The sequence below is a fragment of the Flavobacterium ardleyense genome (assembly GCF_042686085.1).
In the GTDB taxonomy this organism is placed as follows: Bacteria; Bacteroidota; Bacteroidia; order Flavobacteriales; family Flavobacteriaceae; genus Flavobacterium; species Flavobacterium ardleyense.
In genome coordinates, this window is record NZ_JBHUOL010000010.1 from 103,973 (window position 1) to 127,562 (window position 23,590).

Below are 23,590 nucleotides of genomic sequence, written 5' to 3' on the forward strand. Positions count from 1 at the left end.
AAATTTGTATATAGCATTTGTATAATAGGTATAATTTTAAGTTTAAATTTTATGAAAAAGGAAGAGGTTAATGAATATAAACAGGAAAAAGTAAGTTTTCTTATTGACTATTTAAAGAAGAATAAAAAGAAGATAGATAACTATAATTATCAATTAGAAACTAACGGTGCATTTGTTTATATTTTAGGCAGTAGTGAAGTTGTTTTATTACCCGGAAACTTATCATCGTATGAAAACGGACTAATAATTAAAAATGAGCAAGTTCTAAAAAAAATGATTAAGAATGATTATTTTCCTGTGGATGCAGTGGACTTCTATCAATATGAAATCTATAAAGATAAACTTGTGAACTTACCAGATCATGTAAATGAAAATATCACAAGTTTAGAAAGAGATTTAGATATTGAAATATTGAATAGAGTAAAGTATGATGAAGAATTCTTTAAAACATTTAATGAAGCTATTAAAAAGATAGACTTAAAAAAGAATAAAGATAAATATACCTTATCATTATCAATTTTATTAGGCGAAATTATTATCAAAAACAAGGGAGGTTATTGGCAGATAACTAAAGAATATGGCACATACAATCCATATTATGTTCCTTTTGTTGTCTTAAATGACAGTAAAATTGAATTAGCTGTTATGGAAAAAATAATGAGTGATTTAGAGCAACCTCAATTTTTTGATCTAAAATATTCATATAATTATTTAACAGACCCAAGATTTAATATGCAATTAAATCCTAGTGCGCAAAAACTATATCAGGATATTAAAAAAGAAAGATTTGGTAATACTGAAGATTAATTTTTAAGTTAAACTAAAATTTCCTAAAGTAAAGAGCACTTCGAATTGAAGTGCTCTTTATCCCGATCGCGCGGATATCTTACCACTGTCTTGTGCTGAATCCCCGATTGCGCGGATTTCTCCCCACTGTCTTGTCCTAAAATAGGTTTATACTAAAAGTGTAGAAATAAGGAAAGATTTTCTAAAAAATCGTTATCTAAATGGCATGATCGTTACAGTGAAGAATTTAAAAGATTTGTTTGTGAAGAGTTCTTAAGAGCTTCTGCAACAAAACAAGAGATTGAGTATAATATTGGTAAATCACGACTAACTTATTGGTTGAGAGAAAGAGGATATGATATTAAAAAGCCAGGTATTGTATCTTTACCCAATATGAAAAAACAAGAAAACAAACTGTCTGGATATGCAAATAAAAATTACAGGTTAAGCTAAGCATCATTTTTGTAAATATTGTTTTGAGTAATAAATTCTTCGATTGCTTTGTACTTTAAAGCACCGTGTCGTCTTTTTTCTAATTCGTGAACCTTCTCTTACTCTCGTGTTAGTTTGAGATTTCCTTTCCATAGAAAACTGTCTGCTCCAAATTCTTCATAATCTTTTCGCCATTTGTAAAGCAGGGTGGCTTTTATACCTAGTGCTCTAGCCAATTTTGAAATAGTAGCCCTCTCGCTGCTTAATTGGACTGCTTGTATATTAAAAGCTGGATCATAAATTTTTCTCTCTCGCTTCATAAGTTAAAAATAAACTTTTATTCTTATCTTTAACTGGAAGCTAAATTAGTATATCCAGTAGTAATTAAAATACAATCATCCTCAGCTGAAAAGGGAGAAAAGGAAATGAAAAAACAGGCATTGAGTAAATATTCACTTATTTTCAATAATTGTGGGCAAGCCGTAAATGAAACCTTAAATAAATTGGGTATAAGAACGTTTTACCCTGACAGATATAAAGGATATGGAGGCTATACTGCAGGAGCGGTTTTATATAATGGAGTAGTTCCAAATGAGATGTACTATTCCGTAAAACAAGTAAATAAAAATGTGCCACGAACAATTTTGTCAAGAAAATGAGAAAGAAAGTTTTAATTAGTATATGCATCATAGCGTTAATGTGTATTAGTTGCAATGAATTCAGTACTGCAACACCTCAAGCATCTTCAACAATTTTAAATTCAAAAAAAAATGGTTTTTATATCTTCACAGCAAATAAATTGCAAACTGGAGATTTAGATATTATTGATTCTGTATGGATTGAAAAAGTTTGGCATAATAAAGTTATAAAAGGAGAAAAAAGAAAAGTTGCATTATCTTCAAATAATCAAATTGTCTTGAAATTAAAAAAAACATGCAAAGAGTTTAAGAAAAGTGAATACTTATTAGAATGGAAAATAGAGGAAAAACATTTTGGTAATTTAGGTTCAGGCAATGACGTTTTTATGAAAAGATACCCCAAAAATATTAAAATCGATACTCTTCATTTTTTATTGCATAAAGTAAATGATAAGTCAACTATTGATATTGGATCATTTGTTAATGAATCAAAGTTAGTGATAAAATAGGCAATGCATCAGATGTGTTAGTGGTTAGCAAAGCCTGATGGTGCGGATATCTCCAACAACGATAGCGCGGATTTATAGCCCCGAACGTCCTTGAAATGCAACTAAATCTCTCGGTTGGGATAGCGCAGATTTGCAATCTGTGCCCAAACACTAAGGCATTGCAAAGGAATTAAAACAAGAAACCACTTCATTACGAAGTGGTTTTTTTAGTTTATATCAATAAAAACGAAGGATACTATTTTAGATTCTTAAGTACGCCACGTAAGTCATCTATTTTAGCCCCTTATATATTTGGAGTGATATTTTAAATTTCATATAGTACATTTGAGATTATAAAACAGCATCGTTATTTTTGTAATTCCTCCTACTGCTTCATACGATTTTCAGTTGGCACACCTTCCCTACGCATAAAAGTATTTTGTATGCTCAATCACATAAGTAGTAAACAAAAACAACTAGTTTAGGAGCAACAAAAACTTTTTCCCAAGCTATATTTACATAATTGCGCATTATGGTTCAGCACAAAACGGTACTATTGTTTTTTGGCTTTTGTGCTGAAAGCCATAACAACAACTATGTAAAATAGCCGCTCCACCCACCGCACAGCGAGTGACTCAGCGGCAACATTTTTGATAGCCTTCCGCTGGGTTTTCACCCGCAGCTTTTCGAAAGCCGGCTATCAAAAACACCGCCACTTCGCCACTCCCAATAAACACAAACAGTTTTTCAGTTGATAAATAGTTACCTTAGTAGTTTTAAAAACTTTCACGTTAACTATTTTAAAATCGTTCCGGCTAAATCGGTTAGTAATTGCATTGTTTTTTGAAGATGCTTTCATTTTTCATAAGGCATTCACGCGAACTATCCACTCCGTCGGAGCACTCCCTCAGCATCCACAAAAATCAAAAAAAGCCAGCAATCGTGTTTATTTTATTTTGCCACATCATCCCAAAAATTGTTTTTAAGCGGAGTAGCTGCTATATTATTTCATGAACATATCATTTGCACACTTCTTAAGAACCACCTCAGCAGCCGCCCACAATAAAAACAATCACAAAACCCAAATCAGCAAAATAAAACCACACCCTTGCCACGCTACTGCCAGCGCACTCGGATAGTATTTGCTTTGTTTTTTGAAGATGCTTTCTGTTTTCAAAAGTAATTTACTTCAAACTGAACACTGCGACTGACCACTTCCTCAGCATCCTCAAAAATCAAAATCAATAAAGCGTATCAAATTTCCCAGCCGGATAAAAAGCCTTTATATTGTTTTCTTTGATTTTTATCCGTCCTACAAAAATTTGATACCCTTTAAGAACGCCTACATTTCATAATTACGTAAGGTGTTCAATAATCAAATTTCAGATTGACATAATATAAATAATGGCATCATTAAAAACCATTAAAAAACAACAAATAATTACAATTATATAATTTCTAAAGCATATTTTTATATATTTGAATTTGTATTGCTTTATGATATAAATACATGCAGAATTGGATTGCTTTGTATCATTTAGTGATACATAGAAATGAGTTACCAGCAATATTACCACAAAATCGCATAAACAACTGAAAATATGAACATTGAAGATGTAAATTTAGAAAAACCTAATAGAACTTCAGAATTCGAAATATTAAGAAAAGAAGCATATAATTATTTAATTGAACAGCAAAAAATTATTGAAGATACTTATGGAATTCATCAGTATGAAGATTGGTTTTATGACCAAGGAACTGGAATTCTTACTTTCTCAAATACTGATACAAAAGATAAAATTATAGAAATACAATATGAAGAAGTTGGAAGTATTTCGACAATTAGCAAAACTTGGCTTTGGAGTTGGGCAAATCCACATATAGAACCAAAAGTTAAAACTGAAATTGAAATCGTGAAAAATTATGGAAACGAAAATAATTTAGAATCTTTAGCAAAAAGCAAATGGTTTGCAGACGAATATGATGCTTGGGAAATGACTGCTATTTCAGCCTATTTAATGAAGGCTAAAGGTGCTTATAGATTTCCATTAGAAAATACTTTGTCATTTGTAATCTATAAAGAAATAATCCAACCGTAAAAAATACTGCTGGTAACAGCCGTTTGGCGAGATTGGGGTTTTAGTGGAATCAACGGTTTTTATCATATCTTCGTTTCGGCAGAAAATACTCTGCTATAAATTCCCCAACCACGCCAAGCGCCAAGACGTTCGTAATTTTAAATATTCATAAATTTATAATAGAAAGCATTTTCATTGATTTTGAAGATGCTTTCTGTTTTCATAAGTCATTCACTGCAAACTGACCACTGCGACTGAGCACTTCCTTAGCATCCTCAAAATTCAAAACCAATAAAGCGTGTCAAATTTCCCAGCCGGATAAAAAGGTTTAGATTGTTTTCTTGGTTTTTTTATCCGTCCTACAAAATTTGATACCCTTTAATCACGCCCATAATTCTTCATCAAGTTTTTTTAGTAGCTACCATCTTTTCAGTTCCTATTGGGTTAGGCAATTTTATGCAAAAATAAAAAAACGAAAAAAAAGAAAACAAAGCATTGTTCCACGTATTCAAAAAACAAGTTCAAGCCCTTATGGGTTTTTCAAAAAATCTCCACCCTTAGCATTCCAGTTCACTTAACTACTGCATACTAAATACTGACCACTGCTCACTAATAGGTTGGGTAGTATTTTCTTGAAAAAAACTGGTTTTATTGAAACCCTCCACATAAATATCGGCTTTCTTTTTTCTCCTTTTTTCTTTTGCTAAAAATTTGTGTGAAGGGTCGCGTCTTTCCATTTTTTCAGTTCAAATATCCAAAAGGAGGAAAAAGGATTTTTAATCCTTTAAATCCGATTGTATGAATTTTATCATCAAAACACATCAAAATGGTATAAGCTACCAAAAACCTTATTTATTCATCTTAAACAAGGGGTTAAACAGCGGAAAACCGCAATTCGAACCATTTACAAATTCTTTTGTCATCATTTTTGAAAAGCAGGAGGATAGAGAAAACCTGTATTATGTGGCTTACAGCTTATGGCGTTCAAAATACTGGATGCAGCACCTGGTAGGTTCCGTCATTCCGTTTTTACGAATTACTGATTTTAAACACGAATTTTCGGCTAAGGCTAAAATTATGATGGAGGAACACGAAGCGCACGTCAAGCACGTGGCAGCGCTAAAACTTTTGGACTTGAAAGAAAAGCAATTTAATGAGAATTTGAATCTCATTAATGACTTGCGAAGATCTATTGTCCACCGCTTCAGTAACAAATGATTTTTTGAGCAAAAAAAAAGCCTGGTCTAAAAATAGACTAGGCTTTTACACACTCGGAAAAGGTTACCAATCATAACCGAGTTTATTTTTTCTTTGCTGTAAAATGTTTTAACAACAACGTTACAGTAAAGCTGACAACTGCTCCAACAAAGGCCAAAACAATGGTTTTTAAGACATCAGCTGAGGTTAAATTGGGAATAACACTCAAAGCCAATCCGCCAATTGTTCCGGTCTTCAAAGATAACGAATTATCCACTCCGTCCAACAGACTTGGTGGAACTTGCTTTATATTTTTCATCAGTTGTTTTTTGTTTTAAGGCGCTATCATCGACTGTAATTTGACTTACTGCCGATAAAACACCACCAACAACGGCTGCATAACCGGCAACTGCTACCACTACAGCAGGCAAAGCCACTGGAGCAGCCACAATGCTTCCGCTTACTGCTAATAAAGCCAATCCAATGGTGCGAAGTATTTTAAAAAACTTCGGTGTGGGTGCTTGTGCACGTTCTAATACATTCATAATTTCTATTTTTTTTGGAACTATTGAACAATCAATTCGACAATTTCTTTTCGGTCTAAAGCATTATAGACTAGGTCTTTTAATGCGGTGAACGCTTTGCGCGACATCAAGCCTAAACCAGGACCAGAAAGTTTTGTTACGGGACCAATACAACCTTGCAATTCTTTAAGCGCATTATTAGCCGGATGAAATAGAATGTATTTTCTATTGGAAACATCCATTACTTCTAAATGCCACTTAAATTTTGAGCTGTATCGCTTTCTAATAAAATATTTCCCCTCCGGAATACAGGAAACTCCTCTTTCATTTTTCTTCCAAGGCAATTCAATCGTTTTACAGATGATTTTGCCCTCACATTGGAGAATTCCGTTGGTTCCTTCGGGGAAATAAGTTCTTGTTAAAAATAAAATCATTTTCTAAATTGTAAATTCAAAAGCCAAATTTCATCTTACACGCCAGATACCTTAGCAATCGATAACGGGTTGAAAGCACCGTTTTTAAGCGGATACATTTGCCCATTAATCTCTTGGTAGAACTCAACACCCAATGTTAAAAACAACGGTTTAGTAGAGTTCGCAGTAACCACATTCACTTGACTAATTGCAGTTGTTGGTGTTGAATCCCAAGGTAAAATTGCCGTTTCAGAAGTAGCCAAAACAAAAGTTTCTGCCTCAAAATCCACAGCTGCACCACCAGAAATAATCTTAAAGTGAGTAGTTCCACTCGGGGCTGCTAACATATTTGCTGGAATAAAAGACGCAATATCCACTTTAATTTCGCCCGTAACGCGGTCAATGCTTGCCACAAAAGGGGCGTACAGTGAAGTACCCAACTTTCCACGAATATTGAACTCAAAACCAAACAACAATTCGGCTTCTCCATCAACAACATTTCGTAAACCTCTTACACTCACTAAATCCGCCTGGATAACTTTTACCATTTTTTGAGTCAAACGGCTCACCATTCGACCATCCGCAGCATTCAAAAGCAAGGGTCTAAAAGCGGTTCTTAAAAGCTTTCCAGCTTTCCCTGCTCTACCAAACTCTGAACCATTCTCACGCGTCCGCTGAAACGCAGGATCACTAGCAATTCTACTAGCGTCAATGCCGCCTTTTTCTCGCGCTAAATGCCCGTCTTGGGTTTTGTAAAAAGTAATATCCCCTATAGTACCTTTTAACTTAATTATGCCTTTCTGTCTAGCCATAACATTATAAATTTAGATTAAATAATCAGTTAAAACTCCCTCAATCATCATCTTGTTGCAACATTTTTAATTGATTTCAATTCAAATTTCAGACATAATTAAAAGATTTAAAAGACCTTCATTTTATAAACAAACAAAATCATAAACAATCGACTATTTTAATAACCTATAATGTTTAAAAATTATTTAGATTTGTACTAGTCATCATAACAATATCAAAGCCTAGTCAAAGGCATAGATAAAGTATTAAAATATTTTTTAAAGTGATATTTAATAGCACAAGGGTATGTATCTATCCAAAAGACGTGCAACGAATCATGGGAAAAGAGTATGCTCAAGCAAGATTATACTTACTGAAGATTAAGAAGCATCTTAATAAAGAATCGCATCAACTTATATCAATTGAGGAATTTTGCGAGTACACTGGACTAAAACTAGAACATGTAGCGCGTTGTATAGTAGGATAAAATTTAATCAACTAAAACGTTGCTGCACTATCGATTTTAAATCAAACTAGTATAAAAAATAGTCCGCTAGATATTTGTAGATTATAAATATTATAAGTACTTTTATAATAATAAGATTTAGACAAGTTTAAAGTATTTGATAGGGTGCAAATTCGGGGCAATCAATAAATGAACCTTCGGATTACGCACTAAAATAAGGTGAAAGCAGAGTGAGTTCGATTCTCGGCGACTCCACAAGAAATAATCGTAATTACTCTTAAAAGTAGTTACGATTTTTTGTTTGTACTAATTCTGACACCTTCTAATCTTAAATTTTGAATCCTTGAATTTCAATCCCTACTATACATCTTATAACTTTTTGCAAAAATCATATAAGACGCAACTGTTTTAATAAGTGCAATTTTACAAAAAATTAAAACTATGAATAATACATTAAAAGCAATTGCCTTAGCCGCTAGTATATTTTTCCTTTCATGTGAAGAGAAGAAAGAAGATAAAAATAAAGTAAGTAAGAAACCAGTAATAGAAAGAAACCAACCGAAAGAAGTTGCGTATACTTTTCAAAAAAGTGCCGATTGGTTAAAAGAACAGGGAACTGACTCAAAAGCGATGGATATCGTTTTAGCCTTAAATCGTGTGGATGAAAAGAACTTAAAAAAATTAGACTCAATATTAGTTCCTACAGATGCAACTGGTGATGTTGCTTTTTATATGCCGTTTCCATTAGAAGTTAGTGCTTTAGACGATGTAAAAAAAGCAATCTTATTTTCATATACAACTCAAGTTTTTGCCGCTTATGAATATGGAACTTTAGTTCAAGTAGGTCCAACAAGTATGGGTTCGAAAGTACACAAAACGCCTACAGGATTGTTTTTTACCAATTGGAAAGCAGAAGAAACAAAAAGTACATTTAACGATGAATGGGAATTAAAATGGAATTTCAACATTGAAAATGAATTGGGTGTTGGTTTTCACGAATATGAATTACCGGGATATCCAGCTTCGCATTCTTGTTTGAGATTGTTAGAAAAAGATGCTAAAATACTGTATGAGTTTGCAGATCAATGGGAGTTAGCAGATGCCAATACTGTAAAATTAAAAGGAACTCCAGTAATTGTTTTTGGAAGCTACGATTTTGAAGTTAAAAAGCCTTGGAATGCTGTAAAAGAAAATCCGAAAGCTTTAAATATTTCTGAAGACGAATTGAATGCTATTGTAGAACCTCATTTACAAGCAATAATACAAGAACAAGTTAAAAGAGAGAAAGAATAAATTCAATTTTACTAATTTTGCTAAATGGTAGTAATAATTGGTGCAGGATTATCAGGTCTTTTGACCGCTTATCGTCTCAAACAACAAGGAATTGCTTTTAAAATTTTAGAGGCAAGAGATCGAATTGGTGGAAGAATCAACACGGTTTTAGGAGCTAAAAATACTCCTGTAGAAATGGGCGCGACATGGTTTAATGAGCAACATTATAATCTAATTGGACTTTTAGAAGAATTGGAAATTGGAGCTTTTGAACAATATATGGATGATTCCGTATTTTATCAGCGTGAAGCTAATTTACCTACAGAAAAGATTCAAATTCCAAAGCAGTCGCCAAGTTATAGAATTTATGGCGGTACAGCGAATCTGATTAATACTTTGTATGAAAAACTAGATAAAGAGTCTATTTTACTAAATCAAGTTGTTACATCGATTAGACAGAAAGATGATAAAATTGAAGTAATTGCTGAAAATATATTTGAAGCTGATAAGGTCATTTTAGCTATTCCGCCAAAATTATGGGCGAAAAAGATTCAATTTGAACCGGCTTTACCTGATAATTTAATAGCTATCGCGAAGCAAACACACACTTGGATGGAAGATTCAATCAAAATTGCTTTGAGTTTTGATAAACCTTTTTGGCAGGAAGAAAAGATTCCAGCAACATTCTTTAGTAATGTGGGTCCGATAACTGAGTTTTATGATCATTCCAATTACGAAAGATCTAAATTTGCGTTATGTGGTTTTATGCACAGTCCGCTAAAAAGTTTGACAGATGCCGAAAGAAAAGATATCGTTCTTAATCAGTTGAATCAAGTTTATGGTCCAAAAGTAACTTCTTATATTTCGTATGAAGAATGTATTTGGAGTAAAGAAGAGCATACGTTTGAAGCATCAATTGAATTGCTTTATCCACATCAAAATAATGGTAATCCGATTTTTAGCAATACGTTTTTTGAAGGCAAACTATTAGTTTCAAGTGCTGAATCAAGCTTAGAATCTGCTGGGTACATGGATGGAGCAGTTTATGCAGGAAATGAAATTGCTAGAAGAATAATAGAAGAATACAAAACACTAAAACAATAAGTTAGGCTTTTTTTAACACTAAAAACCTTGCGTAGTTTATAAAAAACATCTAAATTTAGATAGTATTAATTTAATAAAAGAGAAAGTATGTTAGTTCAAATTCACACAGACAAAAATATTGAAGGCGGTAGTCGTTTTTCAGAATATTTCACAACCGAAATCAACGAACAATTAGCTCGTTTTAACGAAATAGTAACGCGTATTGAAGTACATGTTACAGACGAAAACGGAAGTAAAACTAGTCCAAATGACAAAAAGTGTGTCATTGAAGCAAGAATTGAGAAAAAACAGCCTATTGCAGTTACTGCTCACGGTGATACTGCAGAGAAAGCGTTTTTTGAGGCTTTGGAAAAAGTACGACGTCTTTTAGAAACTACAGTAGAAAAAATTAAAACACATTAATAGCTCTATAAAATAACAAACCCGATTAGCTTCACAACTAATCGGGTTTTTCTTTTATAATAGAGTCTTATTTTAGACTAGCTAAACTTTGCTCAATTGTTGCAATTTTTGCCAAAGCATCTGCTTCTTTCTTGCGTTCGTTAGCAATTACTTGCTCTGGAGCGCCTGCCACAAATTTCTCGTTTGATAATTTTCCTTGAACTGATCGTAAGAATCCTTTCGTATAATTCAATTCTTCTGTTAATTTAGCGATTTCTGCTTCAACATCAATATTTCCTGTAATTGGAATAAAATATTCATTCGATTTTACACGATAAGATAAAGCACCATCAACTTTTTCAGCAACGTAAACCAAATCTACAATGTTTCCTAATTTTAAAACTACCGAATCAAAGTAAGTTGAAGCGTGCTCGTTATTCACAACGCGTAATTCGATTACATCTCTAAACGGAATGTTTTTATCTTTTCTGATGGTTCTAATTCCTGAAATTACTTCGGTTGCGAAATCAAAATCGGTGATTAATTTTTCATCAAATGGCTTTGATTTTGGCCACTCTCCTACTATTAACGCTTGCTCTGGCGTTCTATCCGCAATATGATGCCAGATTTCTTCCGTTAAGAAAGGCATGAACGGATGCAACAATTTCAAGTTATTTTCTAACATTTCAATTGCTTTGTCAAACGTAGCTTTGTCAATTGGTTGTTGATAGCCTGGTTTGATCATTTCTAAGAACCACGAACAGAAATCATCCCAAACCAATTTATAAATCGACATTAAAGCTTCTGATAATCTGTATTTTTCGAAATTATCTTCAATTTCTAATAACGCTTTCTGCAACTTCGCTTCGTACCATTCGATTGCAACTTTCGATGCCTCTGGTTGCACGATATCTGCTACTTCCCAACCTTTTATTAACTTGAAAGCATTCCAAATTTTGTTTGAAAATCCTTTTCCTTGATTGCATAATTCTTCGTCAAACAAAATGTCGTTTCCAGCCGAAGCACTTAATAGTAATCCAACACGAACACCATCAGCACCAAATTTTTCAATTAAGCCCAAAGGTTCTGGAGAATTTCCTAAAGATTTAGACATTTTACGACCTTGACTATCACGTACTAATCCAGTTAAATATACATTTGAAAATGGTTTTTCACCTGCATATTCATAACCTGCAATAATCATACGCGCAACCCAGAAGAATAAAATATCCGGACCCGTTACTAAATCATTTGTAGGATAATAATATTTAAAATCTTCATTTTCTGGATCTAAAACACCTCCAAAAACAGCCATTGGCCATAACCAAGATGAGAACCAAGTGTCTAAAGCATCTGCGTCCTGTCTTAAGTTGGCAGTGGTCAGTGATGAGTTGGCAGTTTTTACTTTCGCAAGCTCAAGTGCTTCTCCAATGTTTTTTGCTACTACGAAATCTTCTTTTCCGTCACCATAGAAATAAGCCGGAATTTGTTGGCCCCACCACAATTGACGTGAAATATTCCAATCGCGAATATTGTTTAACCAATGTGCATAAGTATTATTAAAACGATTTGGATATAATTTGATTTCATCTGATTCTAAAACGGCTTTGATAGCTGGTTTTACCAATTCTTCCATGCTTAAAAACCACTGATCAGACAAACGAGGTTCGATTACCGCTTTTGTACGTTCAGAAGTTCCTACTTTATTTAAATGCGTTTCGGTTTTTGCCAAAGCACCTTTTGTTTCTAATTCTTTTGCAATTTCTTCACGTACTACGAAACGATCTTTTCCTTGATAATGCAATCCAAATGAGTTCAGAGAAGCATCTTCATTAAAAATATCGATAATTTCTAAATTGTGTTTATCACCTAAAGCTTTATCGTTAGTATCGTGAGCCGGAGTTACTTTTAAACATCCAGTTCCGAATTCCACATCAACGTATTCGTCTTCAATAATTGGAATTACACGACCACAAATTGGAACAATTGCTTTTTTCCCTTTTAAATGTGTAAAACGTTCGTCATCTGGATTAATACAAATCGCGGTATCGCCAAAAATAGTTTCTGGACGCGTTGTTGCTACGGTTAAAAATTCTGATGAACCTTCAATTTGATAGTTGATGAAATATAATTTCCCTTGTCTTTCTTCGAAAATTACTTCTTCGTCTGACAATGTTGTTTTTGCTTCTGGATCCCAGTTCACCATTCTGAAACCTCTATAAATCAAACCTTTGTTGTATAAATCTACAAAAGAATGAATTACAGATTCAGACATGTCTGGATCCATTGTGAATTTCGTACGACTCCAATCGCACGAACAACCCAATTGTTTTAGTTGTTCTAAAATGGTTCCGCCGTATTTATCGGTCCATTCCCAAGCGTGTTTTAGGAATTCTTCACGAGTTAAGTCATTTTTATTGATTCCTTCTTCTTTTAATTTAGCTACAACTTTTGCTTCGGTTGCAATAGAAGCGTGATCAGTTCCAGGAACCCAACAAGCGTTAAATCCTTTTAAACGCGCGCGACGAATCAATACATCTTGAATTGTATTGTTCAACATGTGTCCCATATGCAATACTCCAGTCACGTTTGGTGGCGGAATTACAATGGTGTAAGGCGTTCTATGGTCGGGTTTTGAAGTGAAATAATCATTTTTCATCCAATAGTCGTACCACTTTTGTTCTACTTCTTTAGCGTTAAATTGAGCTGGAATCATATTTTATTTTTATTATATGTATAATGAAATGGAGTTACAAAAAAGCCTAAACTTCACTAGCTAGCCCCGATGGGAGCGGCATCCCGCCATTTTCTGGCGGATAGAGCGGACAGCGGGAATATGGACAACTAATAAGTGCCGAGCCATTCGGTTCTAAAAACACATTAGTTAAAACTTTGGTATGTTTTTTGTATTACTCTATGCAAAAGTAACTATATCACGAAAATAAAAAAAATGTTATGAGTACTTTGTTAGTTGCAAATATTTATTAAATTTACAGAAACCTATTAATTTATAAGATGATGAAAAAAATACTTGTTTATTTAACTGTTTTAGTTGGTATAACGTCTTTTGCTCAGAACGGTGCAAAGATTGAATTCAAACAAGAAACAATCAATTATGGAGAAGTTGAAAAGGGAAAAGATGATGGAATAAGAATTTTCGAATTTACCAATACTGGAGATGCTCCACTTACTATTATAAATGCGAAGTCAAGTTGTGGTTGTACTGTGCCGGAATGGCCAAAAGAGCCAATAGCTCCGGGAAAGAAAGGACAAATTAAAGTACAATACAATATGAATCCAGGTCCGATAAGTAAAACGATTACGATTGAAAGTAATGCAGTAAATCAGAAAAATGGAATGGTAGCACTTCGAATTAAAGGAAATGTTGTGGTAAAACAGGAAGTTAGTCCTCTAGTGAAAAAGAAAGGTTTTCCGAACTCATAATTAAAAGGTCCCAATTATATTGGGGCCTTTTTTTATAGTATTTTTTCTAAGTTAAATTCAAAATTAAGTTCTTTACCTTCTCGCTCTACACTGATTTTAATGCGTGTACCAGATTCTGATGTAAATAAATTTGTAATAGATTCTACGGTTAATTTATGGGCTTCCTTATTGTTTATTTTGATGATTTTATCGCCTACTTGTAATCCTGCATTAGCTGCGACTGAATTTTTTCTAATAGCATAAATTTCAAAAACGGATTTAAGCTTGTATTGGTAATTGAATTTTACATTTGAATTATCAAAAATAACTTTTTCAGAATGTAAGTTAGAACTTGAATAACTGGCGCTTTTTACTTCTTTTACCCATTGTAAGCCTGCATGTTGTATTTCAATACCTGCCATATTATACTCAAAAGGTAAACTAAAGTTATCGTTTTTCTTGAAGTAAAAATTTTTATTTTTATAATCTAAAATCCAATTGAACCTTTTAATGATTTCTCCTCCCAGCGAACCGTTACGGTCTTTAAAAATTCTTTTTTGATCGAAAAATATTTTTTCTGGATAAGCTACTAGTGCATTTCTTAAAATGTGATCCTCTAACATAACTTCTGATACTCTGGATTTTTTGCCCTCTATATCACCGGAAAAACCTCTTCCAAGCACATCAACAAAATAATTCTTGTTGCATTGAATGCTATCGTTTTCAAACAACCATAGTCCATCACTAAGTCCACTATCAAAAAGTAATTTTAATTTTAACTGTTTATCATCCACTTTAGCTTGTAAAAAAATGTAAGGTTTATTTTCGCTAAACGCTACAGTTGCTTTTTTGTATTTTTTTTGGAGTTTTTGGAGTTTTTTTTCTTTTTCCTTATAAATAATTATCCTACTTCTTTGATAGTCAATTTCAACTAAATGGTTTTCAAATAGAAAGTTTCCGAGAATTCCATTTACAGGAATGCCCAATTTATTTACAAAGCTTATTTCATGATTTTTTAAGAAAATCACTTCGAAATCAGTTTCTGTGTAATCCTTAATTTCGAGTTTATTCTTCTTTGACAGGTAACCTTCAATTGCTTCTTTTGTGCCAGCGCCCGAAACGATAATTTTATCTGCTTCATTGATGACTAATGAATCATTTGCTGGAACACTAAAAATCAAATTCTTTGACGATCCTGTATCTAAAATCATTTTTAATGCTGTTCCGTTAAATACAACATCAACAATCATTATATTATGAGTGAGCTCAAAAGGAATAGTTATTCTGTCTTTTTTTGATGCCCACTCAAATTGTGAGTATACTTCTCCAAAGTAAAGAAAACATAATAAGGGGATTAAATGCTTACTCATAAATAGATATATTATTAAATGTAAGTATTTTTTCGATTCTATAATCGTATTTAACACTTTTTAATGACTTGTTTGACATATATGACAAAAAAAAATCGCAATTTTGCATCTATCTAAATTAACAAGACATGCCAAAAGTATCCCTTAAAGGGCAACAAATGCCAGAATCGCCAATTAGAAAATTGGTTCCTTATGCTGATATTGCTAGAAAAAAAGGAAATAAAGTATATCATTTGAATATTGGTCAACCTGATATCAAGACTCCTGAAGTAGCTTTACAAGCTGTTAAAAACGCTGATATTAGCGTATTAGAATACAGTCACTCAGCTGGTTTTGAAAGCTATAGAACAAAACTTTCTCACTATTATAAAAATCAAGGTTTACCGATAGATACGCAAGATATCATTATCACTACAGGTGGTTCTGAAGCACTTATGTTTGCTATGGGAAGTACAATGGATGTGGATGATGAAATCATTATTCCAGAGCCATTTTACGCGAATTATAATGGTTTTTCTACAGCTTCAGGTGTGAAAGTAGTTCCTGTAATTTCAGGAATTGAAACTGGTTTTGCTTTGCCTCCTATCGAAGCTTTTGAGAAATTAATTACGCCAAAGACAAAAGCAATTTTAATTTGTAATCCAGGTAACCCAACAGGTTATTTATACTCAAAAGAGGAAATCTTAAAGTTAGCAGAAATTGTTAAGAAACACGATTTATTTTTAATTGCTGATGAAGTTTATAGAGAGTTTATCTATGATGGAGACGAACATTTTTCAGTGATGAATGTTCCAGGATTAGAAGAACATGCTATTATGATTGATTCGGTATCAAAACGCTACAGTATGTGTGGTGCTCGTATTGGTTGTATTGTTTCTAAAAATAAAGAAGTAATGGCAACTGCAATGAAATTTGCACAAGCACGTTTAAGCCCTCCAACTTATGCTCAAATTGCGAGTGAAGCAGCATTAGATACGCCACAAAGTTATTTTGACGATGTAATTTCAGAATATAGAGAAAGAAGAGATACTTTAATTTCAGAATTACAAAAAATTGAAGGAATTACTGTTGCAACACCAAAAGGAGCTTTCTATTGTATTGCAAAATTACCAATTGATAACGCAGATAAATTTGCACAATGGTTGTTAGAGTCATATGATTTCAATGGTGAAACTGTAATGGTGGCACCAGCGGCAGGTTTTTACTCTACTCCAGGTGTGGGATTAGATGAAGTTAGAATAGCTTACGTTTTAAAGAAAGAAGATCTAATAAAATCAGTTCAGATTTTAAAAGAAGCAATTACTGTTTACAACAATAAATAGTTTTAAATTATATAAATGAAAAAGCTCAATAGTGATATTGAGCTTTTTTTGTGGCGGATTTTTTAATGATTTAGTATGTACCACATAAAATAAAGCGATACTAGTTAAAGTATCGCTTTTGTTAAATTCTAAATTTTATAAATTATCTTATTAAAGAGAAATGGGCTTTAAATTGTTTACTCGATCCATTTTCTAAATAATCGACAGTGAACCAGTAATCTGTTGAAGGCAATTTGCTACCGTTATATAAACCGTCCCATCCTAATTGATCTGCTGGACGAATTTTCTTGAGTAGTTTGCCATATCTATCATATATAAATACCACTGCGTTGTCTTGATCTTCTAAGCCGATAACATTCCAAGTATCGTTGACTCCGTCACCATTTGGTGTGAAATAGTTCGGAAAACCTATTACTAAAACATCTTCAGTCAAGAAGGTACAACCTTGTGTATCAATTACGGTGATTGTATGTGGTCCAGAGCTTACGCCTTCAAATATATTTGATTCCTGTAATTCCCCTTGATCTAATTGATAGAGTAACGAACCTGTTCCACCTACTACTGTTGCTATAATAGTGGCATTATTACTAAAAGCATTGGTAACAATTGTTGTTAGTGAACTAGCTGGATATACAAAGTCAACCGTTGCAAATACTTCTTCGGACTTGCAAGTAGTTGTTGTGTTGGTTATAACTACAGAGTAGATTCCCACCTCATTTGCTGTATAAGTTGGCTGGTTTGCACCTGGAATTAATACACCATCTAAAAACCAATCAAAACTATAGCCAGTGGTTGCTAAGCCGGTATCCAATGTATAAAATTGAAAAGCCACACCTGTTGTTTCATTAACACATATTGTACCATCTTCTAAAGTTGGTTTTGGCAATGGATTTACAACTACCGTCACGGTAATTGCTGCGCCAGTACAGCCGTTCAATGCTGGAGTAACAGTGTAAATTACCGTTCCTTGTACTGTCGAAGCTATTAAACTATCAGTGATAGCAACTCCTGAACCAGCATTTGCTCCTGTTACATTCGTACTACTAAAGACAGTCCACTCAAATACAGTTCCTGCAATTGAAGCACTTAAATTAATATTTAGAGGATCGCCCGTACAAATTTCAGTGGTAGGTATTGCTCCGAAGAATTCCGGACGTGGTTTCACAGTTACTTGCACAGTTACTGGTAATCCAATACATCCGTTTAATGAAGGTGTAATAGTATAAATGACAAATCCACCTGTGGTAGCATCTGCAGAAGTTAATACGTCGTTAATTTTTGTACCACCTGCATTACTTGCTCCTGTTACTCCCGTAGCCGTGGATGTCCAAGTATAAGTAACTCCTGAAATATTACTAGAGAAATCAATTAGAGTTGCATTGCCTGAACAAATATCACTTAGTGCTGGGTCGGCAGTCATTATTGGCGTTGGATTAACATAAATAGTTATTACTTTCGGTGTTCCTGAACAGCTATTAGCTAAAGGAGTAATCGTATAAGTAACAAAACCACCACTTAAGTCATTATCTAAATTTAATGTTTGTGTGATTGTATCCCCATTGCCATTAATTATTAAAGCGCTATCTAAATTAGATGAAATTGCGCTCCAAGTAAATGTAGTTCCAGGAACTGTACTAGTTAAAGTAATGTTAGTAGTAGCACCAGAACAATAAGAAGTACTTGGCGAAGCTATGATTACTTCTGGGCGTGCGATAACTTGCACTGTCATTTGCGTTGTTGTTCCACATTCTCCTGTAGCTGGTGTAAAAGTATAAGTGGTAGAAGCATTTTCATTAAATAATGGGCTCCATGTTCCTACTATACCATTATTACTTCTTGTAGGTAATACTACAGCAATACCTTGACAGATAGGTTGAATTTGTGTAAAGGTTGGTAGTACAGGAATAAGTCCAGCACCATTACTAAATAATGCAGAAGCAACTGAAGTACATGTTGCGTTTGCTGAAGTAACAGTATAATTTGTGCCTAATGCCATACCGGAAATTAACCCTCCAGCTCCTACTGTAGGACCAGCTGGTGTGAATGTGTAAATATTTGCAACGTCATAGTTAGAAATAGTACTAGTACCATCCGCTAAACATGTAGGAAGGACAGATGCAATTGTTGGAACCGCTGGAGTTACCAACATGAAATCATTACTGAACGCTAATGAGGCAACTGATGAACAGCTTCCGTTATCGGCAACAACTGTATAACTTGTCCCTATAGTCATGTCAGAAATTAATCCTGCAACACCTACTGTTGGACCTGCTGGTGTAAATACATATGTTAAAGCTCCGTCGTAATTTGTGATCGTAGAAACACCGTCTGATGCACAAGTGGCTGCTGTAGTAGCAACTGTTGGTTGCACTGGAGTAACTAACATTGTTCCATTACTAAATAATGCAGAAGCAACCGAAGTACATGTTGCATTTGCTGAAGTAACAGTATAATCTGTTCCTAATGTCATTCCGGAAATTAATCCACCCGCTCCAATTGTAGGTCCAGCTGGTGTAAATGCAAAAGTATTTGCAACATCATAGTTAGAAATAGTACTAGTACCATCCGCTAAACAAGTAGGAAGGACAGATGCAATTGTTGGAACCGCTGGAGTTACCAACATTAAATCATTACTGAAAGTTGCTGAGTCAACTGATGAACAACTTCCGTTATCGGCAACAACCGTATAACTTGTACCTGCAGTCATGCTAGAAATTAATCCTGCAACACCTACTGTTGGACCTGCTGGTGTAAATACATACGTTAAAGCTCCGTCGTAATTTGTGATAGTAGAAACACCGTCTGATGCACAAGTGGCTGCTGTAGTAGCAACTGTTGGTTGCACTGGAGTAACTAACATTGTTCCATTACTAAATAATGCAGAAGCAACCGAAGTACATGTTGCATTTGCTGAAGTAACAGTATAATCTGTTCCTAATGTCATTCCGGAAATTAATCCACCCGCTCCAATTGTAGGTCCAGCTGGTGTAAATGCATAAGTATTTGCAACATCATAGTTAGAAATAGTACTAGTACCCTCCGCTAAACAAGTAGGCAAGAAAGATGCAATTGTTGGAATTGCTGGAGTTACTAACATTAAATCATTACTGAACGCCGCTGAGGCAACTGATGAACAGCTTCCATTATCGGCAACAACCGTATAACTTGTACCTGCAGTCATGCTAGAAATTAATCCTGCAACACCTACTGTTGGACCTGCTGGTGTAAATACATACGTTAAAGCTCCGTCGTAATTTGTGATAGTAGAAACACCGTCTGATGCACAACTAGTTGCCGTAGTAGCAACTGTTGGTTGCACTGGAGTTACTAACATTGTTCCATTACTAAATAATGCAGAAGCAACCGAAGTACATGTTGCATTTGCTGAAGTAACAGTATAATCTGTTCCTAATGTCATCCCGGAAATTAATCCGCCAGCTCCTACTGTAGGACCAGCTGGTGTGAATGTATAAGTATTTGCAACGTCATAGTTAGAAATAGTACTAGTACCATCCGCTAAACATGTAGGAAGGACAGATGCAATTGTTGGAACCGCTGGAGTTACCAACATTAATTCATTACTGAAAGTTGCTGAGGCAACTGATGAACAGCTTCCGTTATCGGCAACAACTGTATAACTTGTCCCTATAGTAATGTCAGAAATTAATCCTGCAACACCTACTGTTGGACCTGCTGGTGTAAATACATATGTTAAAGCTCCGTCGTAATTTGTGATAGTAGAAATACCGTCTGATGCACAAGTAGCTGTCGTAGTAGCAACTATCGGTTGCACCGGAATTGACAATTGTGCTCCATTATTGAATAATACAGAAGCAACCGAAGTACATGTTGCGTTTGCTGACGTAACAGTGTAATCTGTTCCTAATGTCATCCCAGAAATTAATCCACCCGCTCCTACAGTAGGACCAGCTGGTGTAAATGTATAAATATTTGCAACATCATAGTTAGAAATAGTACTAGTACCATCCGCTAAACAAGTAGGCGTTACAGATGTAATTGCTGGAACCGCTGGGGTTACCAACATTAAATCGTTACTGAACGCTGCTGAGTCAACTGATGAACAGCTTCCGTTATCGGCAACAACTGTATAACTTGTCCCGACAATCATGTCAGAAATTAATCCTGCAACACCTACTGTTGGACCCGCTGGTGTAAATACATATGTTAAAGCTCCATCGTAATTTGTGATAGTAGAAACACCGTCTGCTGCACAAGTAGCTGCCGTAGTAGTAATTATTGACTGCACTGGAATTGACAACTGCGCAACATTACTAAAGGGGACTGACGCTCCTGAGGTTGTAGTCCCATCATTAGCTGTTACTGTATAATCAGTTCCTAGTATCATTCCACTAATTACACCACCTGCTCCTACTGTAGGACCAACTGGTGTAAATGTATAAATTAAAGCTGCGTCGTAATTTAATATAACACTACTACCATCTACTGTACATGTTGGTGCAGTTGTTGTGATAGTGGGAACTGAAACTGTTGAACAGCTGTAATCTAGAAAAACAGAATTACCAACATCATTACAAACTGGATTACCTAAATTTTCGATGCGAATATAAATCTCTATAGATGCTGTTGGGCTATAATTAGCAGGATCTGCGATAAAATTTGAAGAACCATTCCAAGAATCCGTGACATTTTCATAAAAATAAACGACAAAATCTGCAGGCGATAAAGGTGCCACCATAGCAGGGATTAATGAAGTTAAATCATAAGGACCGCAACCAATAGGAATAGGTGATGGTGGCGGTACTACATTAGGTGGTACTGAAAATGCTATGACTATACTATCTGTAGCGAGATCCGAACATCCTGGTCTAGTAACTTCTACAGACCAAGTACCAGCTTGATTTACATTTAATGAATTAACAGTAGTAGTAGTAAAAGGAACACCATTAAAAAACCATGAGTAAGTTGGAGTTCCCGCCGTCGTAGGAGCTTGATTAAAAGTTGCAGTAATCGTATAATCTGTAATAGTTGTAGAACAGAATAACTCATCTTTTCCTAAATCAACTCCACAAACAATTTCACAGCTTAAAGCACCCGCTCCACCATTTTGAATTAAGCTGTAAGAACCAACTTGACCACTAAAATTAGTAACCAATAGCATATAAAACTGACCAGCAACTGCGTTTGTAATATTTACATCTTCGGTTCCTGAAGCTGAATAACTACAATCAACAACATTGCTAGGCCCTGTGTAACCTGGAGTATAGCCATATAAATTATTACAGTTATATGGTGTGTTAAATGGACCCCAAAGAATAAAATCCACATCAAGAGGAGAACCACCGCTAGTGGTCTGAGATAGTATAAAATCAATATTCCCTGATTGACCAACTTGTAAATAAAACCAAGCGGGATTTGGTGTAGAACCTAAACACCCGACAGATCCTGGGCTTACAACTCCAGTATTATTAGGGAAAGGTCCCTGATTACCCGAACACATTGCTGCAGCATTTTCACAAGTAGATGACTGTGAAAATGAGAAAGCAGATATAAATAAAAATAACAGTATTAATTTCTTCATAGCTCTTTATTTTAAAAACATAAAATAAGACCAATCTGATGCTTGCTCTTTATTGACTTCTTTCACCACAACTCTATATTTAAAGCATTTAGCCATTACTTCGAAGTGATTTAATTGATAAGATCCTTTTACTGAAAAGTTATCTTTATTTAATATTGAAAACTGAGATTTAAAATCATTTGCGTTTTCTCCGTTAAAACAATCGTAAATGGAATATACTTCTATAATAACTTCTTTATTTTTTAAATCTACTGAAGAGAAGTCCCACGAGATTTTAGCATCATTAATATAATCAAATTTTGAGTTGTCGATTTTTTCAATTTTAACCGCTTTTAGGTATGGATTTTTCAAATCTAATTTTTCTTGAGAAAAACCAGAAATTGTTATCAATACAACAAGAAATTGTAATAATTTTTTCATTATGTAGTTTATAAGTATGGTTTGATAAGCAAATTTAACAAAAAATTATAATTAACAAATATTTATTTAATAATTAACATATAGAAAGATTTAATAAAAGTTAATTGATTATCAATACTTATTAAAAGTTTATTAATTATCTTTGCATTCATTAAAAAATGCTAGTAATTTAATTGATACCCATGATACAAAACGAGGATTTTCAGGACGAATTAGGAAATAATCATGTTGCAACAAGTGCTGAAACACCAATGCGAGCTGATGCTTTTGTGATTTCTGACGAAGAAAAAATTGAATTGATAAAAAAAGATGTTGAAAAAATACTAAACACACTTGGTTTAGATTTAACGGACGACAGCTTAAAAGGTACTCCAAACCGAGTAGCGAAAATGTTTGTGAAAGAAATTTTTGGTGGATTAAATCCAGCGAAAAAACCAAGTTCTTCAACATTTGACAACAAATACAAGTACAACGAAATGCTTGTTGAGAAAAACATTGTTGTGTATTCTACTTGTGAACACCATTTATTGCCGATTGTAGGTCGTGCTCACGTGGCTTATATATCTAAAGGAACAGTTGTAGGTTTATCAAAAATGAATCGTATTGTTGATTATTTCTCAAAAAGACCACAAGTACAGGAACGTTTAACGATTCAAATTGTACAAGAATTGCAAAAAGTATTAGGTACGGATGACGTAGCTTGTGTAATTGACGCTAAACATTTATGTGTAAACTCAAGAGGAATTAGAGATATCGAAAGTAGCACGGTTACTGCTGAATTTGGCGGGAAATTTAAAGAAGATATTACAAGAAAAGAATTCTTGAATTATATTCAATTAGACACGAAGTTTTAAGTAGGTTGTAGGTTATAAATTGAATTAGATGCTGAAATAAATTCAGCATGAAAATAATCTTTTTACTGAA

Annotated in this window: 20 protein-coding genes; 11 read left to right on the forward strand and 9 right to left on the reverse strand. The window is 34.1% G+C overall.

The genetic code is table 11. The features are described 5' to 3' along the window. Positions 1-51 precede the first annotated feature (51 nt). Positions 52-807, forward strand: coding sequence for a hypothetical protein (locus ACFSX9_RS04380; RefSeq protein ID WP_379804888.1), 756 nt, complete (start codon positions 52-54; stop codon positions 805-807). 530 nt (positions 808-1,337) lie between these two features. Here ACFSX9_RS04380 and ACFSX9_RS04385 read toward each other — a convergent pair. Then, the gene (locus ACFSX9_RS04385) at positions 1,338-1,538 is read right to left on the reverse strand and encodes a transposase (protein ID WP_379804890.1); all 201 of its coding nucleotides are present in this window, start codon (positions 1,536-1,538) and stop codon (positions 1,338-1,340) included. A gap of 105 nt (positions 1,539-1,643) precedes the next feature. Here ACFSX9_RS04385 and ACFSX9_RS04390 point away from each other — a divergent pair, with 105 nt between their 5' ends. From ACFSX9_RS04390 to ACFSX9_RS04405, 4 genes are all read left to right on the forward strand, one after another. Continuing rightward, a complete protein-coding gene (locus ACFSX9_RS04390) occupies positions 1,644-1,877 on the forward strand; it encodes a hypothetical protein (protein WP_379804892.1) in 234 nt (77 codons plus the stop codon). Next, positions 1,874-2,365 (forward strand): hypothetical protein, encoded by a 492-nt coding sequence (locus tag ACFSX9_RS04395; RefSeq protein WP_379804895.1) that lies wholly within the window; start codon positions 1,874-1,876, stop codon positions 2,363-2,365. Before ACFSX9_RS04390 ends, ACFSX9_RS04395 begins: the two co-directional genes overlap by 4 nt. A gap of 1,580 nt (positions 2,366-3,945) precedes the next feature. Further along, on the forward strand, positions 3,946-4,443 hold the full coding sequence (locus ACFSX9_RS04400; protein ID WP_379804898.1) for a DUF6882 domain-containing protein: 498 nt from the start codon (positions 3,946-3,948) through the stop codon (positions 4,441-4,443). A 777-nt stretch (positions 4,444-5,220) separates the two neighbouring features. Next, the gene (locus ACFSX9_RS04405) at positions 5,221-5,640 is read left to right on the forward strand and encodes a DUF6943 family protein (protein WP_379804900.1); all 420 of its coding nucleotides are present in this window, start codon (positions 5,221-5,223) and stop codon (positions 5,638-5,640) included. A gap of 82 nt (positions 5,641-5,722) precedes the next feature. Here ACFSX9_RS04405 and ACFSX9_RS04410 read toward each other — a convergent pair whose 3' ends face one another. From ACFSX9_RS04410 to ACFSX9_RS04425, 4 genes are read right to left on the reverse strand one after another with little or no spacing between them, the layout of a single operon-like run. After that, a complete protein-coding gene (locus ACFSX9_RS04410) occupies positions 5,723-5,938 on the reverse strand; it encodes a hypothetical protein (RefSeq protein WP_379804902.1) in 216 nt (71 codons plus the stop codon). After that, the gene (locus ACFSX9_RS04415) at positions 5,889-6,164 is read right to left on the reverse strand and encodes a hypothetical protein (protein ID WP_379804905.1); all 276 of its coding nucleotides are present in this window, start codon (positions 6,162-6,164) and stop codon (positions 5,889-5,891) included. Before ACFSX9_RS04415 ends, ACFSX9_RS04410 begins: the two co-directional genes overlap by 50 nt. 20 nt (positions 6,165-6,184) lie before the next feature. Further along, on the reverse strand, positions 6,185-6,577 hold the full coding sequence (locus ACFSX9_RS04420; protein ID WP_379804908.1) for a DUF5675 family protein: 393 nt from the start codon (positions 6,575-6,577) through the stop codon (positions 6,185-6,187). 35 nt (positions 6,578-6,612) lie between these two features. After that, complete coding sequence (locus tag ACFSX9_RS04425; RefSeq protein WP_379804910.1) at positions 6,613-7,368, reverse strand: hypothetical protein; 756 nt, start codon at positions 7,366-7,368, stop codon at positions 6,613-6,615. A gap of 887 nt (positions 7,369-8,255) precedes the next feature. Between ACFSX9_RS04425 and ACFSX9_RS04430 the strand changes: the two genes are divergently transcribed. From ACFSX9_RS04430 to ACFSX9_RS04440, 3 genes are all read left to right on the forward strand, one after another. Then, on the forward strand, positions 8,256-9,107 hold the full coding sequence (locus tag ACFSX9_RS04430) for a L,D-transpeptidase (protein WP_379804913.1): 852 nt from the start codon (positions 8,256-8,258) through the stop codon (positions 9,105-9,107). Positions 9,108-9,131: 24 nt separating this feature from the next. After that, positions 9,132-10,190, forward strand: coding sequence for a flavin monoamine oxidase family protein (locus tag ACFSX9_RS04435; protein WP_379804915.1), 1,059 nt, complete (start codon positions 9,132-9,134; stop codon positions 10,188-10,190). Between the two features lie 87 nt (positions 10,191-10,277). Then, positions 10,278-10,592 (forward strand): HPF/RaiA family ribosome-associated protein, encoded by a 315-nt coding sequence (locus ACFSX9_RS04440; RefSeq protein WP_379804918.1) that lies wholly within the window; start codon positions 10,278-10,280, stop codon positions 10,590-10,592. A gap of 67 nt (positions 10,593-10,659) precedes the next feature. Here ACFSX9_RS04440 and ACFSX9_RS04445 read toward each other — a convergent pair whose 3' ends face one another. Further along, entirely contained in the window at positions 10,660-13,287 is a 2,628-nt protein-coding gene (locus ACFSX9_RS04445; protein WP_379804921.1) for a valine--tRNA ligase, read from the reverse strand. A gap of 302 nt (positions 13,288-13,589) precedes the next feature. Here ACFSX9_RS04445 and ACFSX9_RS04450 point away from each other — a divergent pair, with 302 nt between their 5' ends. Next, positions 13,590-14,015 carry a DUF1573 domain-containing protein gene (locus ACFSX9_RS04450; protein ID WP_379804924.1) on the forward strand — a complete coding sequence of 142 codons (426 nt, stop codon included), beginning with the start codon at positions 13,590-13,592 and terminating at the stop codon, positions 14,013-14,015. Positions 14,016-14,047: 32 nt separating this feature from the next. Here ACFSX9_RS04450 and ACFSX9_RS04455 read toward each other — a convergent pair whose 3' ends face one another. Continuing rightward, on the reverse strand, positions 14,048-15,364 hold the full coding sequence (locus tag ACFSX9_RS04455; RefSeq protein WP_379804927.1) for an aspartyl protease family protein: 1,317 nt from the start codon (positions 15,362-15,364) through the stop codon (positions 14,048-14,050). Between the two features lie 128 nt (positions 15,365-15,492). Here ACFSX9_RS04455 and ACFSX9_RS04460 point away from each other — a divergent pair, with 128 nt between their 5' ends. Next, entirely contained in the window at positions 15,493-16,686 is a 1,194-nt protein-coding gene (locus tag ACFSX9_RS04460) for a pyridoxal phosphate-dependent aminotransferase (RefSeq protein WP_379804929.1), read from the forward strand. 142 nt (positions 16,687-16,828) lie between these two features. Here ACFSX9_RS04460 and ACFSX9_RS04465 read toward each other — a convergent pair whose 3' ends face one another. Together ACFSX9_RS04465 and ACFSX9_RS04470 are read right to left on the reverse strand one after the other, a co-directional pair. After that, positions 16,829-22,246 carry a T9SS type B sorting domain-containing protein gene (locus ACFSX9_RS04465; protein ID WP_379804932.1) on the reverse strand — a complete coding sequence of 1,806 codons (5,418 nt, stop codon included), beginning with the start codon at positions 22,244-22,246 and terminating at the stop codon, positions 16,829-16,831. A 6-nt stretch (positions 22,247-22,252) separates the two neighbouring features. Next, on the reverse strand, positions 22,253-22,666 hold the full coding sequence (locus ACFSX9_RS04470) for a hypothetical protein (RefSeq protein ID WP_379804935.1): 414 nt from the start codon (positions 22,664-22,666) through the stop codon (positions 22,253-22,255). 182 nt (positions 22,667-22,848) lie between these two features. Between ACFSX9_RS04470 and folE the strand changes: the two genes are divergently transcribed. Beyond that, the gene (gene folE / locus ACFSX9_RS04475; RefSeq protein ID WP_379804938.1) at positions 22,849-23,520 is read left to right on the forward strand and encodes a GTP cyclohydrolase I FolE; all 672 of its coding nucleotides are present in this window, start codon (positions 22,849-22,851) and stop codon (positions 23,518-23,520) included. Positions 23,521-23,590 lie beyond the last annotated feature (70 nt).

Coding starts and splice junctions, on each gene's coding strand:
- ACFSX9_RS04380 (WP_379804888.1), top strand. CDS start 52: ATGAAAAAGGAAGAGGTTAATGAATATAAACAGGAAAAAGTAAGTTTT.
- ACFSX9_RS04385 (WP_379804890.1), bottom strand. CDS start 1,538: ATGAAGCGAGAGAGAAAAATTTATGATCCAGCTTTTAATATACAAGCA.
- ACFSX9_RS04390 (WP_379804892.1), top strand. CDS start 1,644: ATGAAAAAACAGGCATTGAGTAAATATTCACTTATTTTCAATAATTGT.
- ACFSX9_RS04395 (WP_379804895.1), top strand. CDS start 1,874: ATGAGAAAGAAAGTTTTAATTAGTATATGCATCATAGCGTTAATGTGT.
- ACFSX9_RS04400 (WP_379804898.1), top strand. CDS start 3,946: ATGAACATTGAAGATGTAAATTTAGAAAAACCTAATAGAACTTCAGAA.
- ACFSX9_RS04405 (WP_379804900.1), top strand. CDS start 5,221: ATGAATTTTATCATCAAAACACATCAAAATGGTATAAGCTACCAAAAA.
- ACFSX9_RS04410 (WP_379804902.1), bottom strand. CDS start 5,938: ATGAAAAATATAAAGCAAGTTCCACCAAGTCTGTTGGACGGAGTGGAT.
- ACFSX9_RS04415 (WP_379804905.1), bottom strand. CDS start 6,164: ATGAATGTATTAGAACGTGCACAAGCACCCACACCGAAGTTTTTTAAA.
- ACFSX9_RS04420 (WP_379804908.1), bottom strand. CDS start 6,577: ATGATTTTATTTTTAACAAGAACTTATTTCCCCGAAGGAACCAACGGA.
- ACFSX9_RS04425 (WP_379804910.1), bottom strand. CDS start 7,368: ATGGCTAGACAGAAAGGCATAATTAAGTTAAAAGGTACTATAGGGGAT.
- ACFSX9_RS04430 (WP_379804913.1), top strand. CDS start 8,256: ATGAATAATACATTAAAAGCAATTGCCTTAGCCGCTAGTATATTTTTC.
- ACFSX9_RS04435 (WP_379804915.1), top strand. CDS start 9,132: ATGGTAGTAATAATTGGTGCAGGATTATCAGGTCTTTTGACCGCTTAT.
- ACFSX9_RS04440 (WP_379804918.1), top strand. CDS start 10,278: ATGTTAGTTCAAATTCACACAGACAAAAATATTGAAGGCGGTAGTCGT.
- ACFSX9_RS04445 (WP_379804921.1), bottom strand. CDS start 13,287: ATGATTCCAGCTCAATTTAACGCTAAAGAAGTAGAACAAAAGTGGTAC.
- ACFSX9_RS04450 (WP_379804924.1), top strand. CDS start 13,590: ATGAAAAAAATACTTGTTTATTTAACTGTTTTAGTTGGTATAACGTCT.
- ACFSX9_RS04455 (WP_379804927.1), bottom strand. CDS start 15,364: ATGAGTAAGCATTTAATCCCCTTATTATGTTTTCTTTACTTTGGAGAA.
- ACFSX9_RS04460 (WP_379804929.1), top strand. CDS start 15,493: ATGCCAAAAGTATCCCTTAAAGGGCAACAAATGCCAGAATCGCCAATT.
- ACFSX9_RS04465 (WP_379804932.1), bottom strand. CDS start 22,246: ATGAAGAAATTAATACTGTTATTTTTATTTATATCTGCTTTCTCATTT.
- ACFSX9_RS04470 (WP_379804935.1), bottom strand. CDS start 22,666: ATGAAAAAATTATTACAATTTCTTGTTGTATTGATAACAATTTCTGGT.
- folE (WP_379804938.1), top strand. CDS start 22,849: ATGATACAAAACGAGGATTTTCAGGACGAATTAGGAAATAATCATGTT.